Raw genomic sequence first — 17,968 nt, 5'->3', positions numbered from 1 at the left:
CTTTAAAGAGTCTCTTTTGTTCTGGTGTCTTTTGCCAGAGGGTCTACTAATTATGCTCTTATAAGAACGAAACTAGGCTTTTTCGCTAGGGCAGGAAAACCACACCCAAACTCACGCTGCCGACCATGGAGTCTCCGAGAGGGATCTTCAGGTTCTAAGAGCAGGCGGAGAGGGTGGTCCAAGTTTTTGGAGGGAGTCTGCGGCATGAGCGGCTCAGGCGAATTTTTCGCACGATGCAAGCGCTCGGAATGGTTTCTCCGAAGCTTAAGCTACCGCGGTATGCCTTCTGAATTCCTGATGCATCTTGGGGGTCTGTTCTCTCAGCAGTCTGAGACGCGGGACGGTCGGCAGCATCTTCTGCGCATCGTCATTAGCTGCCTGATCGGAAGCATCATTGGATGCTCCATCGGGCTGTGGCTTAACCGCTTCTATCTCAACCTTCGCTAAGGATTTTTCTGTTGGTTTTGTTCGCTTTTGGCGATCAGGTTTTCTGATGTTTTGTTTGGCTTTTAGGGGATGGCTTTCCGCTCTCAAAAACCATGGTGCGTCAGGTCTACAGGAGCGCAGGAGAACTCCTGAGAAGCGGGTCTATCTGGAATGTGAAAAAGCCATATGAGGTTATTCGCCTATTCCTCATATGGCTTGAGAGTTGGAGATCAGGCCAACCTAAGCACTGCTGAAGCGTTTTGGTTCCGGAAAACAACCTTTGCTCTATAGTCACAATATGAATGAGAGATGGCCCCGACCGACTGTTTGTCCGGTAGTATTCGGTCACAACCAGCTTCATAATCTGCTTAACTTTTGTAGCCGTAAATTCACATTTCGGTTAACTCCTGGGGAGGTAAAGTTAAGGACGTATGCTGAAAGGGTTTTGTCAGGCGTGGTCCCATTCGGGCGCGGCCGGGATACCTAAATCCTTTCCAAATCGAACTGATGGTGGCGTGGGACCGGTGCCCCGACACCGACGCCCCAAAGCTCCGTCAGATCATCGAGCGCAAGCCGGAGAGCCGCGGTGAAATAGGACAGCGTCGCGGTTGCCGGCGTATCGGCTTTATCCCGCGCGCGCGCCAAATCATAAACAGCCATCCGATCGCCTATGACGCTGACGAGAAGCGCATAATACCGGGCGCCGAGATGCTGGCGGATTTCCTTCAATTCCTGAACCGCCTCGGCGACGCCCTTGGGAAGGCCACGATGCGTGAACGAGATGTCAACTTTGACTTGGCTGTAGTCAATTGCGCGGGCGCCCCCGATCTCTGCGCGGTCGAACAGCTCGAGGAAGCGATCACCGGCTTCTTTCTGAGGGGCGTTGATTGTTTTCCTCGCCACCATGCTGTCGAGCGGGTGGACGCGGATGTTTTTCATTACCGTCAATTGCTTCGCCGGTTCGAATGGATCTTGGATTGAGGCTGGCTCCAATTCCACGGAGCAGTTTAATCCTGGCAACGTGATCTGCTGCTTTTTGCGTTTCTTGGTCATGGATTTGGCCTCTATGATGGCTGCCGCTGGGCTTCATCAGCCGCGGCGCGCCGGAATAATTCAGACCGGATGCGGATCAATGCCACCTCTTCTCGGGGCGACCAGCGCAGACATTGATTGTTGATATGGGCGTCTTGGCGGGTGACGAGACGCTGCTCCATGGCCATGAGATGGGCGGTGGATAGGCGGGGCATGAGTTCGACGATGCCTGTCATGCTGTAACCCCGCCAAGAGACGCTGGCGGCGTCATCTCGACCCCTCCGTCAATTGCTCATCTTCGGTTTCGGCAGACGGCCGCTTGACGCCCAACTTCGCTAGCAGCCTGTCGGATAGCTCTGGCATCGGCTGACCGCGCAGACGCTCGAGGTTCGCCTCGGCCTCGCGCGGGGTTATGTCGCTCAGTGGAACGGCCCGCCGACGCTTGAATTCGCGTGGATCAGCGGACGCCGATAAACTGGCCGCCAACTCCTGCATCAGCTTCCTGCCGCGATCCTTATCGATCGGCGTGGCTCCCGGCGCCGGGAGAGCCTTAGGCGACTCAGCAGGACGCAAGGATCGATAGACCACACCCAGTCGTTCGCACTCGGCGACAATCTGGGCTGCGCTGGGCACGAATTCCACGCCGCGCTTCACCAGCGACTCGCACGCGGCCGCCACCGCGCGAACCGGGTATTTGCACAATTTGCACAATACCCGCGCATAGGCCATCGCGGTTTCTAGCTCCTCCTGGGGCGCTTGACGCCCGGCGCGGAACAGCTTGAAAAACTCGATCATCGCCTTGGTGATCTCGCGTTCAGCGTTCCAAGAGGCCTGCGATTGAGGGTTGTCCATATTCGGCTTCCCGCCTGTCGAAAATTTCGTCTATGAGCTGTTTCTGCTTGTCCACGCCGAGGTAGACGTTCCGATTATTCTGCGGCGGGATCTTCGGTCCGGCGCGCGGAACCGCAGCCGGTCTATCTTTCCACCGCTCCTGATTGAGCCAGGTAGCTGGGTTGCACCACGGCCGATCATCGGTCTTGGCGAGGTAGGCGCCCAGGCCACCCAAGATCGTTTCGAGATCAGCGATCCGCCGAGCCTTAACCCACGACTTCAGGGCAACCGGCTTGCCGACCTTGTTCGGATAGACCAGCCAAAACTCGTGTTCGAACTCGAGCGACAATTCGCGCTCCGCGCTCGCGCTGGACGGAATTGGAGATGGGGTTTGGGGAGGTAAGGAGGGGGTTTGATTATTATCTTTGGGGGAACCATCGGAGGGGACAGGGGAAGAACCTTGTCCCGTGACATCCGCACCGTCACGCTCTGTCACGTGACTTCCTGTGACGTCACGTGACTTTCTTTTCCTAACCGCGTCCTTTTCCCTGCGATCCGCTATCGCAGCCTTAGCTTCTGCGGCACGGCCTTCCGCTTCACCTACACGGCGCTCAGCGTCAGCCAATGCAATTGCCACCTTCGCAATGAGATTGGGGTCAACGCCGGCAGTAGCAAGATCGGCGATCACACTCATTCCGCCGCCTCGAGCAACGGTGCCGAACGTAGTGGGCGCATCTTCGAAATCGGCAAGGTCGCGAAGTCCTGATAGTTCGCGGCGACCAGGGCGCGCGCAACATCAGGGCACACGCTATTGCCACACATGCGAACCTGCGCCGTTTTGGTCAAAGTGACAGGTTCGCCGGCGACGACGCCGCAATCAATGATATAGGAATCGGGAAACCCCTGCGCGCGAAATAGCTCGCGCGGCGCCAGCATCCGCGTGCCAATGTCGACGATCACATAGGGCTCGCCATTGATCGTAACGGTCACCAAGCCAAAGCGCGCCTTCGTGGTTGCTGTGTGCAACGGCTCGTCGAGGCGCGGATCCTGATCGCTGCCATAGTATTTGACCATGAAAGCGCGCACTTCAGCCGCGTGGGTGCCGCCGGCACAAATCGTGGCCGCGGGTTCCTCGACAGGCCGGTCGCGCCGGTCAGATCCCTTGAGGCTGATCATTCCGGCAGAAACGACGGCTTGCTGCGACCCCGCGGCGGTAATCGTCGATATCGGCTCGTGAGCATCCCGCCCAGGCGCACCCGGGCGCGGCCCCGCATTATGCTGAGCCAGGAAGGCGGCGACGAGCGCGGTTTTGCCGCCCCCGCCAGCCGTAATTGTTCCGACTGGCGCATTTGCCTCAGATCCGACCGACGCGCTAAACTGGCGGGACAGATGAACAGCCGCCAATCCTATCGGCGCGGCACCGCCAGGGCGCTTAATGAAGCTATTCGCTGTCACGGTCGCGAGAGGATCTTCAATCGCGTCGCCGACGGTGCCTTGTCTGAATTTGGTGACAAACGGCGTGACAAGCGCGTGCGAGTTGGAAGCGGCCTGCGTCCCGAGCGGATCCCCGAGAGGATAAGACCTGCGACCGCCGCTTTCGCCATGGCTATAGACGTCACAAATGGCGTCACGAGGGCATGCTCTCCTCGAGGAGACGTGGTAACCGTCCGAAGCGGCTCGTCTATTCCGTGAACCCTGGAATCGCCCGCGTGCGTCACCGGCACGATAAAGGGCGACGCGGCGTCTATGACATATCGACGGACGCCTTTGGCGATTCTCTCCATGGTATTCGGCGCGAGAGGGCGGTTGACGCCGACGGCGCGTCCTTGCTCACGGCTTAAGAAGATGGAGTGGCATGGCAGCGACCAATCAATAATGTCGGCCGCGGCACGCCACGGCAAAAGTTCACCGGACTTAACGGCGGGGTTATCCTTCACGCCGTGCGTCGGCTTTGGCCAAACTATTGGCAAACCGTCGCGCCTGGCGATGATGAACAGGCGCTTCCGGATGGTCGGCGCGCCGTAGTCGCAGGCGCGCAGCTCTCGGTGCTCGACCTTGTAGCCGAGGCGCCGCAGCTCAGCGAGCCAAGCGTCAAAGGTCTTTCCCTTACGATCAGGACACGGGCGGTCGTCGGCGCCGAGCGGGCCCCAATCGCGAAACTCCTCGACGTTCTCGACGAAGATGACGCGCGGCCGCACCTGTTTTGCCCAGCGGACCACGACCCACGCCAAGTCGCGTATCGAGCGTTTGACAGGCTTGCCGCCCTTGGCTTTGGAATGGTGCTTGCAGTCCGGCGACGCCCAAAGCAGACCGACCGGGCGGCGTTGGCAAACTTCGGAAGGATCGACCTTCCAGACATTATGCGGCAGGTGCAGGGTCGCCGGATGGTTGATGGCGTGCATCGCCAGCGCTTCCGCGTCGTGGTTTATGGCGATGTCCGGCGATCGGCCGCAGGCCATTTCGATACCCAGGCTCGCCCCGCCGCCGCCGCCAGCGAATGAATCTATGATCAACTCGCACCGCAATTCGATAAAGGGAGCATTCATGCCTCTGAACTCCCGCCCTTCCCCGCCGCAGCCACGCGAGCGTCCTGCCGCCGGCGAATTTCCGTCAGGAATTCCCGCATCTCGGCAAAGCGCTCGATCAGCAGTGTGTACTCGCTCTCGCGCATGCCGCAGCCTTTTGCGCCGGCATGCTTCAAGGCTCCCTCGCCGAGAACCAGCGTGCTTAGATGATAGCGGGCCTCTGTACGGGCGGGATCGGTCATGGCTTCTTCCTCAGCCAATCGACCGTTGGCGCGCTCGTGTGCCCGCGATCCCAAATGAACCAGGCAAAGTCGCTTTTGCCGAGCCGAGCGCGATCCCGGCCTCGATCACCGGGCCAGGCGGCATGCTGGGGCGTGGCGTCAGGATCAGCACCTTCGCTAGCGGCGTGCTCGCCAGCCAGCGAGAACGCTCATCTCCGTGCAGCCAAAGCGTGGGAAGGAGTAGCGCGACCTTGTTCGTCGCGACCTTCAGAGCCTTTTCAGCAAACTCTCTCGTGATCCCGAAAGGCGGGTTTGAGGCAACCGTCGATATGGGACCGGCCGGTTGCCAAGTGAGGAAATCGTGGACCTCGAGGCAGAAGTCGGAACGCTTGACCTTGTCGTGGCCGAAGGCCCCATAACCAGCGTCGATCGCCGATGACACGATGCGGCCTAGGCCGCAGGCTGGGTCAAGAATGAAGTCTTCGAACTCCTCAACCTGAAATAGGCGTTCAGAGCACCATCTAGGTTCGACGTAAAAATCATCAGGGTGACGATCCCAAATATGCGCCTTCAGCTCGCGCTGATTTGTTTCGATGTTCATTCGGCGCTCCGTAGATATTTAAGCGGCCATGTGCGGGGCTCGTCGCAGCCATCGAAAATGACCCAAGCGAAATCTTCAATGCTTGACAGAACGCGGCCGCGAGCTGGCAGGCACATGCCAATCGTGCGCACGAATGAGCCGTCATAAATCTCCTTAGTCGAATGGAGATTGGCCTCTAAGCTCCGATGCGCTTCAGCAAGCTGCTCCCGCAAAGATCTAATTTCGCCTGATAGAAGATCCCGATCCGAGCGGATTTTCTGCAACGACAGATCAAAACTATCGATTGGCCCGTTTAGAATGCCCAGCGCAGCCGAAGTTGGGACGAACGGACTCATGTTCGCTCCAGAAATTTAATCCTTGGTAGGCCGGGGACTCTGTAGGCGATGATCTCGTCCTGACACGGAGGGATCGCGCAGAGCGCCGATCTGTGCGGAAGCGGGTCGCCAAGCAATTCAGCGGTGAGATTTTGGCGCGCTCTCGGGCCGCGATTATGGAAATAGCGGTCGGCGATTTCATCCATCGTGGGGAGCGGCGGCTCGGACGCAAGCACCGTCGGCGCCAAGGCGACGCCGATCGAGGCGCCCACCATGAGGCCAATGCTTTCGACAAAAGAGGCGGATCGGCGAAACTCGCGCGCGCGTCCCGCAATGGTGCGCGGCGTTCCAAATTGAAGGAACGCACCCATATAAGAGTGCCCGATAAGGGGATATTTCTGCAAAAGGACAACCGCCGCATAGAGCTGCGCCCTATGTCTGATCGGCTCCAATTATCCGGCAATTCGCCATGAGGTTAGCGCGTCCTCTTCGAATTGAATGACCAATTCGTCGTTGACGATGGTCCCTGCCTTCCCTTTGTTCCCAGAAGCACTCACTTCAACACCTCCGTCACGCGTATGCCGAAATAGAGCTCAGCGGCGCGCTTGCGCAGCCGATACGCCGTATCCTTCGCCGTGCCCGTAGATTTGATGTCCTCTATGACCCGATCGACGACGCCGCGGCGGAAATAGCCAAAGTCTGCGGTTGCTCGGCAACCGGCGAGACGCCGAAGCGACCTCTCTTCGCCGGCGCGGCGAGCGCGCGATATTGCGCTGGCGAAATGGAGACGCTCACTCCGCGTCCCCGCGAACCGGCGGCCACGGGATAGAAGCCAAATGCGATATTGACTTGGGATCGGCCCAAAGCGCCGGGGGCGTGTAATCGGGGTGTGGCATGTTCTGCGCGATCACCGCGCGGAAGGTGTCAATCGGCGAGTCTGTCGGGACGCCGATCTTCGCACCGACGATCAAAAGACGTTTAACGCCTTCCATGATCTGCCGAAGCAGCGACGGGGCCGCGCCGTCGGTAAGGTCGGTCAGGATTTCAAAAGCGTCATCGCCGAAATCGAAAGGTGCGGCATATCGACGAAGGATTGCATAGCGCTCGTCGCCGCCAGGGAGCGCCACGTCGATTTGCATTCCGAACCGGCGCCACAGCGCGGGATCGAGACCGTCAGCGAAATTGGTCGCGCCAATCATCACGCCGCGGTATTCCTCGATCCGTCTCAAAAGCACGTTCAAGGTAGAGTTCATCGCAGTGCGGGCGCCGCCGCCCCCAGATCCTTCGGGGCTCCGCTTCGACCCAATGGCATCGATCTCATCAAGGAAGACAACGCATGGCGTGTCCGCCGCGGCCAAAGCATCGAATATGCGAGCGACAGCTTGCTCGGAGCCGCCCAACGAACTCTGAAAGACGTTTTCGCTGCCAATCAGGATCAGCGGAATGCCGAGCCGGGCGGAAAGATGATGCGCGAGCGTGGTTTTCCCGCAGCCGGGAGGCCCGAAGAGCAAAGCGGTCGAACGCGGCTTGATCCCGACCGACGCCAGCTCTTCAGCGTTATTCAGCTCGACGAGCCAACCGGCGATCGCCTTTCGGACCGGATAGGCGAGAATTGGCTCCTCGGCATCGGAAGGATCGCGCACTTCGCCAACCCCGCCAAGAGCCTGCCGGAGCTTGACGACCGCCGCATTTCCTTTAGACGCAGCCCGGCTCATTGCGCAGGCACTTTCTTATTGTCTGCCTTCTCCGCCTTGGGCTTGCGCCGAAGATGCGCCGGAATCTCCATTCCGTCAGAGCCCTTGCGCTCACACCAGCCTTCGTCCCATTTCGGACGTCGCGGATCGGTTGACAGGTAAGGGTTGCCAAGAATAGTTTTGCCGGCGTCGGCGTCATCACGGCCGCGTTGCTTCGCCTGCTCCAAATCCTCCGCGGGGAACTCGGGCTCCTTTTCCGACTCCTCGTCGGCGGCAACGCTTTCCGCAGGCGCCTCTTTTTTCTCATCCTCGGCGCCGGCAGGCTCCGCTGGCTTCGGCGGTTTCGCGATGCGCTTCCGCGCGGAGTCGCCTAGCGGGGTCCCGTCCAGCATTCCGAGGGACGCGCGATAGACCTCGCAGAGCTCCTCAAACTCGCGCTGCGTGGCCCGGGCGCTTTCATCCATCAAAGCTTCCCGCACCATTTGCGTGATAACCTTGACGTCGAAGCCTTCCGACTTGGCTTGCGCCTTCACCTCTTTGATGTCGGCGGCGATTTCCTTCTTCTCTTCTTCGAGACGGACGATCCGATCGACCAGCGAGCGCAATAATCCAGAGCTATTGCGACCTTCACTCATGGCAGAATTCCTCGATCAGCCACGGAGCAACAGCTCCGAGCAGAGTCATGAGAAAAACGACGCAGCAGGAGATCACCGCGCCGGAGACATTCCGGGCGTAATGAAATGGGGCGCTCGCGCGCAGACGCTCAGCATTCGGCATCACTGGCCTCCGTCTGGATAATCGTCTCGATCATCTCGGCTTGGTCGGCTCGCTGGCTGCCCTTCCTGATATGTGCCAGGGCCGACCGCTTCAGGCGTCGCATGATCAATCCGAGCGCCGATCGTCTCCACGCGCGCGGTAAGGGCGGTGAGCGCAGCACGTAATTCCAAAACTGTAGGTTCAAGGGTCGCTTCCTTAATCTGCTGAATGCGCGCGGCCTCCCGCGCATCTTCGTCATGTTTCAGTTTGGCGACCACGGCGCGAACTTTATCGACAGACTTGCTGTTCGGATTTTCGCTCTCCTTGTAGAAGAACGTTTTGGCCGTCCGATAGCTGACGCCTGCGATCCGACCCGCATTGGCGATCCATGATTCCTTCGTGTCGAACGCTGAGCGCTCGCCCGCAAGGAGCACGATGCCATCCTGCATCTCGGTACAAATATCGTTCACGACTCTTACTCCGTCGCCGGAAGAACTTTCCGTTTCGTTGGAAGACTTTTCCGCCACGTTGGAAACTCCTTGTGCTTCACTCCATGAAGCGAAAGGAGTTTCCTTTGGTTTACGTACGCACACAGGTGAACTCGGATCTGGCCGGCAAACCAGATTTCACGACCTTAGGCGCTGAAACGCTTACGGTCGTATCGAAGCTTCGCTCTCTCCTTTTTCCGAGGAGAGAAAACAATGAACTGGGCGCCTCTATTCAAAATCTCTCAGAGGCGCTGAAGGAAGCGAACCTCTCATTCGAAAGGGTGTCAGCCTCACTCGGAATGGACGTCGTCGTTGACGGAGCCGATGGGCGGAGACTGACGGGGCGGCCAGAGCACGATGGCGCAGAGCCCGACAAGCAGGAGAAATCCAATCAAACTGGAGATCATGTTCTGCAGCCTTTGCTTCGCGAGGGCGTTTGAAAGAAAGGGCCGGCGGCGTCGAAGCGCCAAGCCAGCGGGTGATCGGGGGAAAGACGCGGCTTCATGCGCGGAGCCTCGCTGCCCGCTTCGACCAGCGGTAGGCCGCGCGCAGCGGACACGCCGCAAGGATGATCCCGATGAAAAGCACGTTGAGCAGGATCTCGACGCTATCCTCGACCGGCATAAGGACGTGTCGCGGTAGGACGGATGCCCTATTGCGGATGTCGGCTATGGGTTGACGGAGATCGAGCGCGAGGGTCATGGCGCGCTCGCCAATTCAGACGGAGGGACAGTAGCGACTGGATGCGGTCGCAAGACGTCGCACGGCCATTCGGCCTTAGCCGGCCAGTTGGCAGAAAACCAGCGAACCACCGCGTCGTAGGTTTTGACAGTGAACCCCTTGCCATTCGCAAGACGGTCAAAGAACCGAGCGTCGCGCGCTACGCGCATCCCGATCGTCGATCTCGCGAGGCCGGTTTCCATGCAATATACTCGAACAAGTCCGAGCAGATTTTCGGTGAGTTCAGTTTCCATACGCTAAAATATTTGGAAATATCCCACGCTGTCAATGGGAAACTTCCAAATCGCGCGAAAGTCTTTTTTGTTGGATTATTCCAATATGACGATGGAAGCGCTTAGAACGGTTGTTGCCGCAAGGCTCAAGGAATTGAATCGTAATCCTTTCGAGGCAGCGAGGGCGGCAGAGCCGAAACCGTTGGAACGAGGCTTTATCAACGATCTTTTAATTCAAAAGAAAAAGTCGGTCGGGCTCGATAAATTGCCTCAATTGGCATCGGCCCTCGATTGGACAGCGGCTGATCTCCTAGATGCACTCGCCGCTGGCGAAAGGGGCGGAAAGGCAACCAACGGACGGTCGCCGGCTAGCACTAATGCAGGGCTGGATCGAGAAGCGATGGTTGCGGCGTTAGAGATATCGCTTCAATTTCTAATACCCCGAGAGGCGCGGCCGAATCTTTACTTGCTTTCAGAAACCGTTGCCGAAATCGCAATAAACCCGCCTTTTCGCACTGTAGAAACTGACATGAAACGCATAGATCGCAACACAATTGAGGATGCAGTTCGTTCAGTTTTGTCGTCATTACATTAATAAAATAATCGATGGAAAGATCTTTCATCGTAAACTCTCTCACGAACAGCGTATTCATAGATGTAGCCTGCTCGAAATGCAGACGAAAATTCAGGATGCACGACGTATACGTGATAATTGATATTCGATCTCATAAGATCTCCTATGGGTTGATTAACGAAGTGACTTTTAGGCCAAAATGTGACTAGGTCCGAAAACTAAACAATTGCGCCTACAAACTATTCATTACTGCGCATCAGGGTTACACACCAGTGCCTGTCGTTGCCTACGTGCACGGGCAGCAAACTAAAGGGTGCGCCATGCTAGGGCTCGAGACCAACGTGCGCAGGATCATCGCGCGCCTGGAACGGGAGGGCTGGATCAATATTGCGGTCGCCGGCCACTATCGATTCGTGAACGGGGATTTCCCCGGCGTGATGATCGTTGTCCCGCGGAGGAAAGAACTTACAATTGGCGCGGCGCAATCCATTGCCGAAGCAGCGGAGTGGATTTAGGAGACTTCCATGGCTCATTATGTTGGGATTCTGGACGGAAGCGGCAATAATTGGGGTGTCCGCATCCCAGACGTCCCCGGCTGCGTCGGCGCCGGCAATACCCCCGACGAAGCCATCGCCAGCGTCACCAGCGCGCTTCGCGACGTCATGGCGCATAAGGCGAACGGATCTTTCGAGATCCCTACGGCTAGGTCCGTTGGCGACGTCCTTACGTCAATCGGGCTCACGCAGGGCGGAATGCCCGTTCTAATTCCACTGCTTCTCGAGAGCGGACGCCTCGTGAAGGTCAATCTGATGATCGACGCGGGTTTGCTTGAGACGATCGACCAGGAAGCGGCGAGGCGGAAGCTCAGCCGGTCCAAATTTATGGCGAGCGCCGCCAGGGACAAGATTGAAGCGCAGCGGTAGCGATCGCGGCGTTGGCGAGATACCGACAAATTAAAGGAACGGGGATTGGGTAATTGACTAAGCCTGCTATCGGCAATTGCATCAAATTGGAACCAGTGGGTACGGAATTTGTGGCCGCTCCAGACGGCCAGGTCGCGATACGGTTTTTTTTCGCCGCCGAAGAATTTGGGCTCAAAGAAGGGCTGGCCATCGCCATCCACGTCGCGCCGGACGAAGCTCGGCGCATTGCTCGCGTCCTACTTGAACAGGCCGATTCCGCTGAAATAAACTCATCCCGCAAACATTGACCGCGGCTACACGAGCTGTCGGGGCCAGCGCGGCGGTGAGCGCGCCAGGCCACTCGCCCGTTAGGCGATCCCGTCCCTGGCTTTTGAAAAGGAACCCCCGCTCGCTGAGCCAACAGCGGCGGGGGCAGTTATCACTACCGGGACACGATCGTTGGGCCTTCTGCGGGTAGCAAGAAGGGGGTGGCGAAACGGCCCGGCTCCCGGGCGGGTGCAACCCCGCACTTTTTGACCCAGGTTAGAGCCCGATATTCCCTAACCCAGGCGTGAGTAGTATCGGAGCAGCAATGTTACCGTATGATCAAGCCGCGCATAAAGTGCGCTACAAATGCCAAGATGTCGGCACACGGTCCGAAAGCTGGACCCATCCCACATGGCCTGCACCGCGCGATAAGATGAGGCGCAGCGGTAGCACTGCAGCCAGCTCGAAAAAATGATTCCCGCCAAAGGCTTAGTAAGTGTTTGATTCGGCAAGAAAAGTACTTGATTCTGTTGTGACGATATCGTAGAAAGGAGATGGCGAGCAACGCCGGAGCGCCCTTGTCGCGGCAACGTGGCAGCTAGATGGATGTCTATCCAGGGGATGGACTATGCACCGCTAGCGCAAGGAGGGTCCGGGGGCTCGCCGCACTATTTGGACCGGTAGAAATCGATCAGGGATCTTTGCTCAGGGGGCAATTGGTCAAGCCATACCGACCAGACTTTTACACCAAATCCAAACACGCGACGTTGGTGGTTCCGACAAACTCTCGGGAGCAACTGTTTTGCGAATTCCGATCTTGTGGTTCCGTCCGGCGCGCGCTCAAGGCCAGCGAAGAAAGCACTCGCTGCAATATCTGCCAATTGAAGACCTGCACGCATTTTATTGGGATATGAATACAACTCGTCATGTTCGAAGACTGACCAATCGAGGTCGAACGCGCTATGGAAGAGGCTTCCAATCCGACTCTGTGAATGTAGATAGCGATAATAATCGCGGATGTCCTCAATTTTGACCCCGCCCCTGTCTGAAAATTCGAATTTCACGAACCTCGGCTGTCCGTAGTCTTTTTTTGATCTATTCCCGCAGTATACGGTAATACGCTCCAGCAATATTCTAGATAGCCAGCAGTAAAACCAGGTCGTCTTGTTGATTTTTGCCTGTTCTGCTCGAGCGTTCCTGTACCCGATCATATTTTGTTTGTGCGATATTACAGAAAAAATGCGAACATTAAGCTTTGCAAGCTCTTCACTTGCAATCATGCGCTTGTCGTCTTTGAGCTTCTGAAAATGAATATTTGTTATCTGGTGTTGATTGATTTTGGTAATTATATCCTTCACCCAACGGACCGTGTCCGTTTCGCGTTCTGCCTTGATTAGAACGGCAGAGAGCACCATCCATTCAGAGGCGCCATTGGGCGTCTTTGTCTTAAGTGTGCGAAGACCGTCATCGCCAGCTTCGTCGATATAGGCGATGTAACCGGCAGGAGGCATTGTGACTCGCGGTTCCAGAGGGGAGAAACGCGAATCATATCAGGGCAGAGCGAATAATTCCCTAAAGCTGCCCATAGCGATTTCGGAACCATGCGACGCGATCTGCGTTAACGCAGCACTTTCCTATCTTATATCGCAACCTAGCCCGGCCTCGCGCCGGGCTTTTTCATCGTCATCCGCGCAGCAAGGAAATTGCATAGCTTTTGCCTGCCGCAATTCCTGCGGCGCGGAGGTTTTCATGACTATTTACGTTGTCGGTTACGATCTTCATCCCAAAGAAGGCCAGACTTACACAAAGTTAGAAAATGCACTGAAGACATTTAACAACCCTTGGCATTGTCTCGATTCCACATGGCTCGTTAAAACTGATTTAACCGCCGTGGCTCTCCGCGATTTTCTTTGGCAGCACATGTATGTCGACGATCAGCTTCTGGTCGTTACCTACAGCAGAGAGGCCGCCTGGAAAGGCTTCTCTGGCGATTGTGCAACATGGTTGAACTCAAACTTGTGAGCATCCAAGCTTAATCGGATCTCTCATCTTGATCGGCACGTTGAGCAGTTTGGCCACGGCGAACACGAGCCGATGCTTCCAATTATTCCACATGAGATAAATCCTCTGGTCAAATGATGGACGGGAGTCGGGCAACCGGCTCCCGTTTGCATGCGTAGGATAGCAGCCTAGCCGAAACGCTTCAAAGAAAATTTGGATATATCCCACTTTCTGTCTTGACGGTTGGAAATATCCAATACATTATCGTCTCCATCAACCCGATGGAGCGCCGACATGCAATTCGAAATCAGAAATAGGTGGAGCGGAGACGTTCAGTTCACGGCCGAGATCGAATGCGCAGATGATGCGCTGATCTCAATTAAGGTCGGGCTGGCGGTAAAATGGGGCGTCTCTAACCGCGCGAACCTGGACGGCGCGAACCTGGACGGCGCGAGCCTGATCGGCGCGAACCTGGACGGCGCGAACCTGCGCGGCGCGAGCCTGGACGGCGCGAACCTGGACGGCGTGAACCTGCGCGACGCGAGCCTGGACGGCGCGAGCCTGCGCGGCGCGAACCTGGACGGCGCGAGCCTGGACGGCGTGAACCTGCGCGGCGCGAGCCTGATCGGCGCGAACCTGCGCTCCGTGCGGGCGGATCTGTACGATATTCTTCTGCGCGCTATCCCCGAGGTTCCGGCGCTCCTGACCGCTCTGCGCGAGGGTCGCGTCAACGGATCGACCTACGAAGGCGAATGCGCTTGCCTGGTCGGCACGATCGCGAACGTCCGGCAGGTTTATTACGACACTCTCGGACTGGCCGATAGCTCGAGGCCTGTCGAGCGCTGGTTCCTTGGCATCAATAAGGGCGACACCCCGGAGAATAGCCAAATCGCCAAAATCACCGAAGGCATGATCGTTGAGTTCATGGACCTCGTCGGCCTGAATTCTACGGTCGTCGCGGAAAGTGCGGTGCAATCATGAGCGCCGATCTCATCCACCACATTGTGACTTTCACTGACGGCCGTGTGGGGCATCCCGCCGCCGGCGCGTTTGAAACTGAATTCCCCCTCGCCCGCGCAACGATGCTCGAAGATATCGCCGAGGAGCAATATCCCGATCTGCTCGCGATCTACGAGATCAACCTCACCGCCGGCACGGCGCGGGATGTGACCGAAGATGTCGCGGCGGAACTCGCCAAGACCTACGATTATGACGAGCTACCGCAGGAGGCGCGGGATCTCTGCGCACGATTTCTCCTCAACCTAGATCGCGCGCCGATCGAGCACGCATACGCGATGCTGGCGCATTCCAAATCCCCCGAAAATTGGTCTCGGAGGGAACGGGCGTGACCCAGATCAGCCGAACCCCCATGGATCTGAAGCGCGAGCGCGCCTACGATCTTGCCAACGCGGACGCGGGCTATTTCTCCCACGCCGAATATGCCGCGAAGTGGTCTGATCACGGCCAGCACCGCGATCTTGATCGCGCACCGGAAATGCTGGCCAGCCTCTATTTCATCGACGAGTTTCTCATCTCGATGCTGCTCGTCGCTGGCGTGTGTCTCTTGATCGGGTGGATGTCGTGAGGTCGAGCACGAAAATCCACGCCGATAATGGCGTCAAGCTCAGCGCCGTGGAGTGCGGCAACCTCACATGGTTCGAGATCATAGATCTCGCTGAGCCGTATATGCCCTCGCAGTTTCAGTTCTGCTTGCATGGCGTCGAGCACAGTCAGCTCGAGCGCGCGGTCGCGGCCTTCAACGCCATCATGTCCGAGGGCGCCGCAGAGCCGGCGCAGATCGCGATGGCGGCCGAATGAAAACCCTATCAGCCTTCGGAGGCGACCATGATCCGAATTATTTTAATCGCGTCCTTAGCCACGACGAGCGCGCCCGCTTCACCCCCGAAGAGTTCGAGCTTTTTAGTTCCGGGCTCGACGAAGTTCGAGAAGTGGCGCCCGACGCCGCCAGCTCGGTGCGCGCGCAATTGCGTTGGGTGATGGTCGGGATTGGCGTGGTCAGCATCATCGGTGCGCTTTCTTCCTGCGTCCATGCGGAGAGTATCTTCGACACGGACGCTTCACGATCAGCCTGCGCGATAGCCGCGGATCCGCAAGACGCTGTCGGCGCCAGCACCATGGGAAACGACCCGCAGAAATATTGTCACGACCGCTACCAAGCTAAGCGGTTCGCGTCGCTCAAGCCCGAAGGCAGGCAGCGGCTCATCGATGTCTGTGCAATCGCGGAGGCGAGACGGCAATGAACGATGAGAGCAAGCGGAACCTGGCGAAGTGGGATCTCCTCATCGAAGAATGGCGTGCCGCCGTCGCACCCTTGGGCCTCACGGTAGAGCAAAGCACCGCCGATTACGAGATCGCCAAAGTCAAGGGCGAAGGCGTCTCTCTGGTGATCTACCCATTCGTGCGCCGCCCCTCCCGCTCGTCCACGCCCCGTATCCGTAACAATGGATCGAAGGACATGGACAAGGCCAGGGCCGCTCATAAGGCGCTTGGTCTTTGGTGTCGCAACATCGGGTTCGGAATGTACGAAGAAACGGGGATGGGACGACAATGAACGAGCAAGCGACCCAAACAAGGACAATAGTCGCCATCGATGATCGGCGTGGCGCCGTGGTTTCCGCGCCCGTGTCGGATGGAGATTCCCTTCTCGCCGTAATCGGCAAGGCCGCCCGCGATCCCTCCGTCAACGTCGATAAGATGGAGCGGCTCATGGCGATGTATGAGCGCGTCGAGGCCGGCCGGGCGAAGACCGCCTATTCCGCCGCTCTATCGGCCATGCAGCCTGACCTTCCGATTATCGAAGAGCGTGGCAAAATCACGATCCACAAAAAGGATAAGCCTGGCGAGATCCAGCAAGAAACGCCTTATGCGCGCTGGGACGACATCAATCAGGCAATCCGCCCGGTTCTCGGCAAGCACGGGTTTGCCATTTCTTTCCGCACGGGCCTCGCCAGCGACGGCAAGATCACCGTCACCGGCATTTTGAGTCACGCGGGAGGCCATCAGGAAGAGACCACGATGACGCTGCCGCACGATAGCACCGGCAGCAAGAACGCGGTTCAAGCCGTGGGGTCATCCACCAGCTATGGCAAACGATACGTCGCCATGGCGCTTTTGAACCTGAGCAGTACGCGCAGCGAGGACGATGACGGGCGCGCCGGTGGCGGCATGGTTTTCCTATCGAAAGATCAGATTACCGAAATCGACGCGCTGATAGATCGGGCCAAAATCGTGAACCGGGTGAAGCTTCTGAAATTCCTCAAGGCCGAAAGCTTTGAGCAGATTCCGGCCGGACGCTTCGATGAAATCATTCGCGTCATCAACGACACGTTGGCGGACGCCAACCGCAAAGCGAGGGGAGAATAATGAATCAGGAACTCGTCGCGATCCCGCCGCAGACCGTCTTCTCCGTTTTCACGACTGAGAACGCTATAGACCCTATCCTGGCGCGGGTCCGCAAGGAAATCGACGCTTTCGTCCCGGATATCAAGACGGCTCGGGGACGAAAGGATATCGCAGCCATCGCCTACAGCGTCGCGAGGTCGAAAACCTATCTGGACGATCTCGGCAAAAAACTCGCGGACGACCAAAAGGCCGTTCCGAAGAAGATCGATGCAGCGCGGAAGCATATCCGCGACACGTTGGATGCTTGGAAGGAGGAAGTCCGCAAGCCACTCACCGATTGGGAGACGGCAGAGGAGACGCGCGTAAAAAAACACACCGACGCGATCGCGGCTCTATCTTCGCCGTCACTCGAGGTCACGGCGGCCGAGTTGCGCCAGTTGATCCAAGCCTCAGACGCCGTCGAGATCACCCCGGCCAACTGCGAAGAATTTGAGCCGGAATATGCGCGCGCCAAGGACGCCAGTCTGCGCAGCTTACGCGCGGCGTTGGAGAAGCGTGAGAAATTTGAAGCCGAGCAGGCCGAACTTGCCGAGTTACGCAAGCTGGCGGCCGAGCGCGAGGCCAAAGATCGCGACGAAACGATCCGACGCGAGGCCGAAGCTAAGGCCGAGGAGCGAGCGACGGCTATCGCCAAGGCGGAACGAGAGAAGCTTGAAGCTGCGGCCAAGGCCGAGCGTGAAGCGGCCGAACGTCGGGAACTGCAATTAAAGCTGGACGCTGAGGCCGCCAACCGACGCGCCCTCGAAACCGAGCAGCGCTTGAAGCGGGAAGCCGCCGAGGCCGTCGATAGGGAGGCGAAAGAAGCTGCCCTTCGTGAAGCCAACCGAAACCATTGCGGACAAATAAACCGCGCCGCTGCGGCCGCCCTTGTCCAAGGCGGCCTCACTGAAGATCAGGCGCGTACTGTAATCGGGCTCATCGCTAAGAAGCTGATCCCCCACGTCACAATTTCCTACTGAG

The 17,968-nt window shown here is 57.9% G+C and carries 30 protein-coding genes; 14 read left to right on the top strand and 16 right to left on the bottom strand.

Annotated elements, in window-relative coordinates; genetic code table 11:
• Window positions 1-909: 909 nt before the first annotated feature.
• From WDN46_05125 to WDN46_05060, 14 genes are all read right to left on the bottom strand, one after another.
• Window positions 910-1,479 (bottom strand): hypothetical protein, encoded by a 570-nt coding sequence (locus tag WDN46_05125; protein ID MEJ0092812.1) that lies wholly within the window; start codon window positions 1,477-1,479, stop codon window positions 910-912.
• A gap of 11 nt (window positions 1,480-1,490) precedes the next feature.
• The gene (locus tag WDN46_05120; GenBank protein MEJ0092811.1) at window positions 1,491-1,694 is read right to left on the bottom strand and encodes a hypothetical protein; all 204 of its coding nucleotides are present in this window, start codon (window positions 1,692-1,694) and stop codon (window positions 1,491-1,493) included.
• Window positions 1,695-1,725: 31 nt separating this feature from the next.
• Window positions 1,726-2,310 carry a hypothetical protein gene (locus tag WDN46_05115; protein MEJ0092810.1) on the bottom strand — a complete coding sequence of 195 codons (585 nt, stop codon included), beginning with the start codon at window positions 2,308-2,310 and terminating at the stop codon, window positions 1,726-1,728.
• Window positions 2,273-2,983, bottom strand: a complete 711-nt coding sequence (locus WDN46_05110; protein ID MEJ0092809.1) for a hypothetical protein — start codon at window positions 2,981-2,983, stop codon at window positions 2,273-2,275. The genes WDN46_05115 and WDN46_05110 overlap by 38 nt, the downstream gene beginning before the upstream one ends.
• A complete protein-coding gene (locus WDN46_05105; protein MEJ0092808.1) occupies window positions 2,980-3,744 on the bottom strand; it encodes a DNA cytosine methyltransferase in 765 nt (254 codons plus the stop codon). Before WDN46_05105 ends, WDN46_05110 begins: the two co-directional genes overlap by 4 nt.
• Window positions 3,741-4,835: a DNA cytosine methyltransferase gene (locus tag WDN46_05100; GenBank protein ID MEJ0092807.1), complete on the bottom strand. Its 1,095-nt coding sequence runs from the start codon at window positions 4,833-4,835 to the stop codon at window positions 3,741-3,743. The genes WDN46_05105 and WDN46_05100 overlap by 4 nt, the downstream gene beginning before the upstream one ends.
• The gene (locus WDN46_05095) at window positions 4,832-5,056 is read right to left on the bottom strand and encodes a hypothetical protein (GenBank protein ID MEJ0092806.1); all 225 of its coding nucleotides are present in this window, start codon (window positions 5,054-5,056) and stop codon (window positions 4,832-4,834) included. Before WDN46_05095 ends, WDN46_05100 begins: the two co-directional genes overlap by 4 nt.
• 10 nt (window positions 5,057-5,066) lie before the next feature.
• On the bottom strand, window positions 5,067-5,636 hold the full coding sequence (locus tag WDN46_05090; GenBank protein ID MEJ0092805.1) for a hypothetical protein: 570 nt from the start codon (window positions 5,634-5,636) through the stop codon (window positions 5,067-5,069).
• Window positions 5,633-5,971, bottom strand: coding sequence for a hypothetical protein (locus WDN46_05085; protein MEJ0092804.1), 339 nt, complete (start codon window positions 5,969-5,971; stop codon window positions 5,633-5,635). Before WDN46_05085 ends, WDN46_05090 begins: the two co-directional genes overlap by 4 nt.
• The gene (locus WDN46_05080) at window positions 5,968-6,402 is read right to left on the bottom strand and encodes a hypothetical protein (protein ID MEJ0092803.1); all 435 of its coding nucleotides are present in this window, start codon (window positions 6,400-6,402) and stop codon (window positions 5,968-5,970) included. The genes WDN46_05085 and WDN46_05080 overlap by 4 nt, the downstream gene beginning before the upstream one ends.
• Before the next feature lie 339 nt (window positions 6,403-6,741).
• On the bottom strand, window positions 6,742-7,665 hold the full coding sequence (locus tag WDN46_05075) for an ATP-binding protein (protein ID MEJ0092802.1): 924 nt from the start codon (window positions 7,663-7,665) through the stop codon (window positions 6,742-6,744).
• Window positions 7,662-8,279, bottom strand: coding sequence for a DUF2312 domain-containing protein (locus WDN46_05070; protein ID MEJ0092801.1), 618 nt, complete (start codon window positions 8,277-8,279; stop codon window positions 7,662-7,664). Before WDN46_05070 ends, WDN46_05075 begins: the two co-directional genes overlap by 4 nt.
• Window positions 8,272-8,421, bottom strand: a complete 150-nt coding sequence (locus WDN46_05065; GenBank protein ID MEJ0092800.1) for a hypothetical protein — start codon at window positions 8,419-8,421, stop codon at window positions 8,272-8,274. The genes WDN46_05070 and WDN46_05065 overlap by 8 nt, the downstream gene beginning before the upstream one ends.
• Window positions 8,421-8,870 carry a hypothetical protein gene (locus tag WDN46_05060; GenBank protein MEJ0092799.1) on the bottom strand — a complete coding sequence of 150 codons (450 nt, stop codon included), beginning with the start codon at window positions 8,868-8,870 and terminating at the stop codon, window positions 8,421-8,423. The genes WDN46_05065 and WDN46_05060 overlap by 1 nt, the downstream gene beginning before the upstream one ends.
• Window positions 8,871-9,187: 317 nt before the next feature.
• On the opposite strand from WDN46_05060, the gene WDN46_05055 reads away from it, so the two are divergent.
• On the top strand, window positions 9,188-9,328 hold the full coding sequence (locus WDN46_05055; protein MEJ0092798.1) for a hypothetical protein: 141 nt from the start codon (window positions 9,188-9,190) through the stop codon (window positions 9,326-9,328).
• Window positions 9,329-9,389: 61 nt separating this feature from the next.
• On the opposite strand, the gene WDN46_05050 is transcribed toward WDN46_05055, so the two are convergent.
• Window positions 9,390-9,590 (bottom strand): hypothetical protein, encoded by a 201-nt coding sequence (locus tag WDN46_05050; GenBank protein ID MEJ0092797.1) that lies wholly within the window; start codon window positions 9,588-9,590, stop codon window positions 9,390-9,392.
• 357 nt (window positions 9,591-9,947) lie between these two features.
• Here WDN46_05050 and WDN46_05045 point away from each other — a divergent pair, with 357 nt between their 5' ends.
• The 4 genes from WDN46_05045 (at window position 9,948) to WDN46_05030 (ending at window position 11,625) form a co-directional block, all read left to right on the top strand.
• Window positions 9,948-10,436, top strand: coding sequence for a hypothetical protein (locus WDN46_05045; protein MEJ0092796.1), 489 nt, complete (start codon window positions 9,948-9,950; stop codon window positions 10,434-10,436).
• Between the two features lie 299 nt (window positions 10,437-10,735).
• Window positions 10,736-10,930, top strand: coding sequence for a type II toxin-antitoxin system HicA family toxin (locus WDN46_05040; protein MEJ0092795.1), 195 nt, complete (start codon window positions 10,736-10,738; stop codon window positions 10,928-10,930).
• A 9-nt stretch (window positions 10,931-10,939) separates the two neighbouring features.
• Window positions 10,940-11,338 carry a type II toxin-antitoxin system HicB family antitoxin gene (locus WDN46_05035; GenBank protein ID MEJ0092794.1) on the top strand — a complete coding sequence of 133 codons (399 nt, stop codon included), beginning with the start codon at window positions 10,940-10,942 and terminating at the stop codon, window positions 11,336-11,338.
• Between the two features lie 53 nt (window positions 11,339-11,391).
• On the top strand, window positions 11,392-11,625 hold the full coding sequence (locus WDN46_05030) for a hypothetical protein (GenBank protein ID MEJ0092793.1): 234 nt from the start codon (window positions 11,392-11,394) through the stop codon (window positions 11,623-11,625).
• 627 nt (window positions 11,626-12,252) lie between these two features.
• Here the strand turns inward: WDN46_05030 and WDN46_05025 are convergent.
• Window positions 12,253-13,095, bottom strand: a complete 843-nt coding sequence (locus tag WDN46_05025; protein MEJ0092792.1) for a DUF3800 domain-containing protein — start codon at window positions 13,093-13,095, stop codon at window positions 12,253-12,255.
• A 238-nt stretch (window positions 13,096-13,333) separates the two neighbouring features.
• Between WDN46_05025 and WDN46_05020 the strand changes: the two genes are divergently transcribed.
• The 9 genes from WDN46_05020 (at window position 13,334) to WDN46_04980 (ending at window position 17,967) form a co-directional block, all read left to right on the top strand.
• The gene (locus WDN46_05020) at window positions 13,334-13,606 is read left to right on the top strand and encodes a hypothetical protein (protein ID MEJ0092791.1); all 273 of its coding nucleotides are present in this window, start codon (window positions 13,334-13,336) and stop codon (window positions 13,604-13,606) included.
• A 273-nt stretch (window positions 13,607-13,879) separates the two neighbouring features.
• A complete protein-coding gene (locus tag WDN46_05015) occupies window positions 13,880-14,566 on the top strand; it encodes a pentapeptide repeat-containing protein (GenBank protein MEJ0092790.1) in 687 nt (228 codons plus the stop codon).
• Window positions 14,563-14,934, top strand: a complete 372-nt coding sequence (locus WDN46_05010; GenBank protein MEJ0092789.1) for a hypothetical protein — start codon at window positions 14,563-14,565, stop codon at window positions 14,932-14,934. The genes WDN46_05015 and WDN46_05010 overlap by 4 nt, the downstream gene beginning before the upstream one ends.
• Window positions 14,931-15,170: a hypothetical protein gene (locus tag WDN46_05005; protein MEJ0092788.1), complete on the top strand. Its 240-nt coding sequence runs from the start codon at window positions 14,931-14,933 to the stop codon at window positions 15,168-15,170. Before WDN46_05010 ends, WDN46_05005 begins: the two co-directional genes overlap by 4 nt.
• On the top strand, window positions 15,167-15,403 hold the full coding sequence (locus tag WDN46_05000) for a hypothetical protein (GenBank protein ID MEJ0092787.1): 237 nt from the start codon (window positions 15,167-15,169) through the stop codon (window positions 15,401-15,403). Before WDN46_05005 ends, WDN46_05000 begins: the two co-directional genes overlap by 4 nt.
• Window positions 15,400-15,846, top strand: coding sequence for a hypothetical protein (locus tag WDN46_04995; protein ID MEJ0092786.1), 447 nt, complete (start codon window positions 15,400-15,402; stop codon window positions 15,844-15,846). Before WDN46_05000 ends, WDN46_04995 begins: the two co-directional genes overlap by 4 nt.
• Window positions 15,843-16,157 (top strand): hypothetical protein, encoded by a 315-nt coding sequence (locus WDN46_04990; GenBank protein MEJ0092785.1) that lies wholly within the window; start codon window positions 15,843-15,845, stop codon window positions 16,155-16,157. The genes WDN46_04995 and WDN46_04990 overlap by 4 nt, the downstream gene beginning before the upstream one ends.
• Window positions 16,154-16,969, top strand: coding sequence for an ERF family protein (locus WDN46_04985; GenBank protein ID MEJ0092784.1), 816 nt, complete (start codon window positions 16,154-16,156; stop codon window positions 16,967-16,969). The genes WDN46_04990 and WDN46_04985 overlap by 4 nt, the downstream gene beginning before the upstream one ends.
• Entirely contained in the window at window positions 16,969-17,967 is a 999-nt protein-coding gene (locus WDN46_04980; GenBank protein ID MEJ0092783.1) for a hypothetical protein, read from the top strand. Before WDN46_04985 ends, WDN46_04980 begins: the two co-directional genes overlap by 1 nt.
• The last annotated feature ends 1 nt before the right edge of the window (window position 17,968 follow it).

Source organism: Methylocella sp., assembly GCA_037200525.1.
Taxonomy (GTDB): domain Bacteria; phylum Pseudomonadota; class Alphaproteobacteria; order Rhizobiales; family Beijerinckiaceae; genus Methylocapsa.
Note: the sequence above shows the minus strand (reverse complement) of the source record. Positions and strands in the feature narration are given on the sequence as shown.

Bases quoted from the DNA above. Each gene is read 5' to 3' on its own strand.
- WDN46_05055 (MEJ0092798.1), top strand. From the start codon at position 9,188: ATGGACGTCGTCGTTGACGGAGCCGATGGGCGGAGACTGACGGGGCGG.
- WDN46_05085 (MEJ0092804.1), bottom strand. From the start codon at position 5,971: ATGAGTCCGTTCGTCCCAACTTCGGCTGCGCTGGGCATTCTAAACGGG.
- WDN46_05040 (MEJ0092795.1), top strand. From the start codon at position 10,736: ATGCTAGGGCTCGAGACCAACGTGCGCAGGATCATCGCGCGCCTGGAA.
- WDN46_05075 (MEJ0092802.1), bottom strand. From the start codon at position 7,665: ATGAGCCGGGCTGCGTCTAAAGGAAATGCGGCGGTCGTCAAGCTCCGG.
- WDN46_04985 (MEJ0092784.1), top strand. From the start codon at position 16,154: ATGAACGAGCAAGCGACCCAAACAAGGACAATAGTCGCCATCGATGAT.
- WDN46_05100 (MEJ0092807.1), bottom strand. From the start codon at position 4,835: ATGAATGCTCCCTTTATCGAATTGCGGTGCGAGTTGATCATAGATTCA.
- WDN46_05115 (MEJ0092810.1), bottom strand. From the start codon at position 2,310: ATGGACAACCCTCAATCGCAGGCCTCTTGGAACGCTGAACGCGAGATC.
- WDN46_05035 (MEJ0092794.1), top strand. From the start codon at position 10,940: ATGGCTCATTATGTTGGGATTCTGGACGGAAGCGGCAATAATTGGGGT.
- WDN46_04980 (MEJ0092783.1), top strand. From the start codon at position 16,969: ATGAATCAGGAACTCGTCGCGATCCCGCCGCAGACCGTCTTCTCCGTT.
- WDN46_05065 (MEJ0092800.1), bottom strand. From the start codon at position 8,421: ATGCCGAATGCTGAGCGTCTGCGCGCGAGCGCCCCATTTCATTACGCC.
- WDN46_05120 (MEJ0092811.1), bottom strand. From the start codon at position 1,694: ATGACAGGCATCGTCGAACTCATGCCCCGCCTATCCACCGCCCATCTC.
- WDN46_05045 (MEJ0092796.1), top strand. From the start codon at position 9,948: ATGACGATGGAAGCGCTTAGAACGGTTGTTGCCGCAAGGCTCAAGGAA.
- WDN46_05020 (MEJ0092791.1), top strand. From the start codon at position 13,334: ATGACTATTTACGTTGTCGGTTACGATCTTCATCCCAAAGAAGGCCAG.
- WDN46_05070 (MEJ0092801.1), bottom strand. From the start codon at position 8,279: ATGAGTGAAGGTCGCAATAGCTCTGGATTATTGCGCTCGCTGGTCGAT.
- WDN46_05010 (MEJ0092789.1), top strand. From the start codon at position 14,563: ATGAGCGCCGATCTCATCCACCACATTGTGACTTTCACTGACGGCCGT.
- WDN46_05050 (MEJ0092797.1), bottom strand. From the start codon at position 9,590: ATGACCCTCGCGCTCGATCTCCGTCAACCCATAGCCGACATCCGCAAT.
- WDN46_04990 (MEJ0092785.1), top strand. From the start codon at position 15,843: ATGAACGATGAGAGCAAGCGGAACCTGGCGAAGTGGGATCTCCTCATC.
- WDN46_05095 (MEJ0092806.1), bottom strand. From the start codon at position 5,056: ATGACCGATCCCGCCCGTACAGAGGCCCGCTATCATCTAAGCACGCTG.
- WDN46_05090 (MEJ0092805.1), bottom strand. From the start codon at position 5,636: ATGAACATCGAAACAAATCAGCGCGAGCTGAAGGCGCATATTTGGGAT.
- WDN46_05015 (MEJ0092790.1), top strand. From the start codon at position 13,880: ATGCAATTCGAAATCAGAAATAGGTGGAGCGGAGACGTTCAGTTCACG.
- WDN46_05110 (MEJ0092809.1), bottom strand. From the start codon at position 2,983: ATGAGTGTGATCGCCGATCTTGCTACTGCCGGCGTTGACCCCAATCTC.
- WDN46_05025 (MEJ0092792.1), bottom strand. From the start codon at position 13,095: ATGCCTCCTGCCGGTTACATCGCCTATATCGACGAAGCTGGCGATGAC.
- WDN46_04995 (MEJ0092786.1), top strand. From the start codon at position 15,400: ATGAAAACCCTATCAGCCTTCGGAGGCGACCATGATCCGAATTATTTT.
- WDN46_05125 (MEJ0092812.1), bottom strand. From the start codon at position 1,479: ATGACCAAGAAACGCAAAAAGCAGCAGATCACGTTGCCAGGATTAAAC.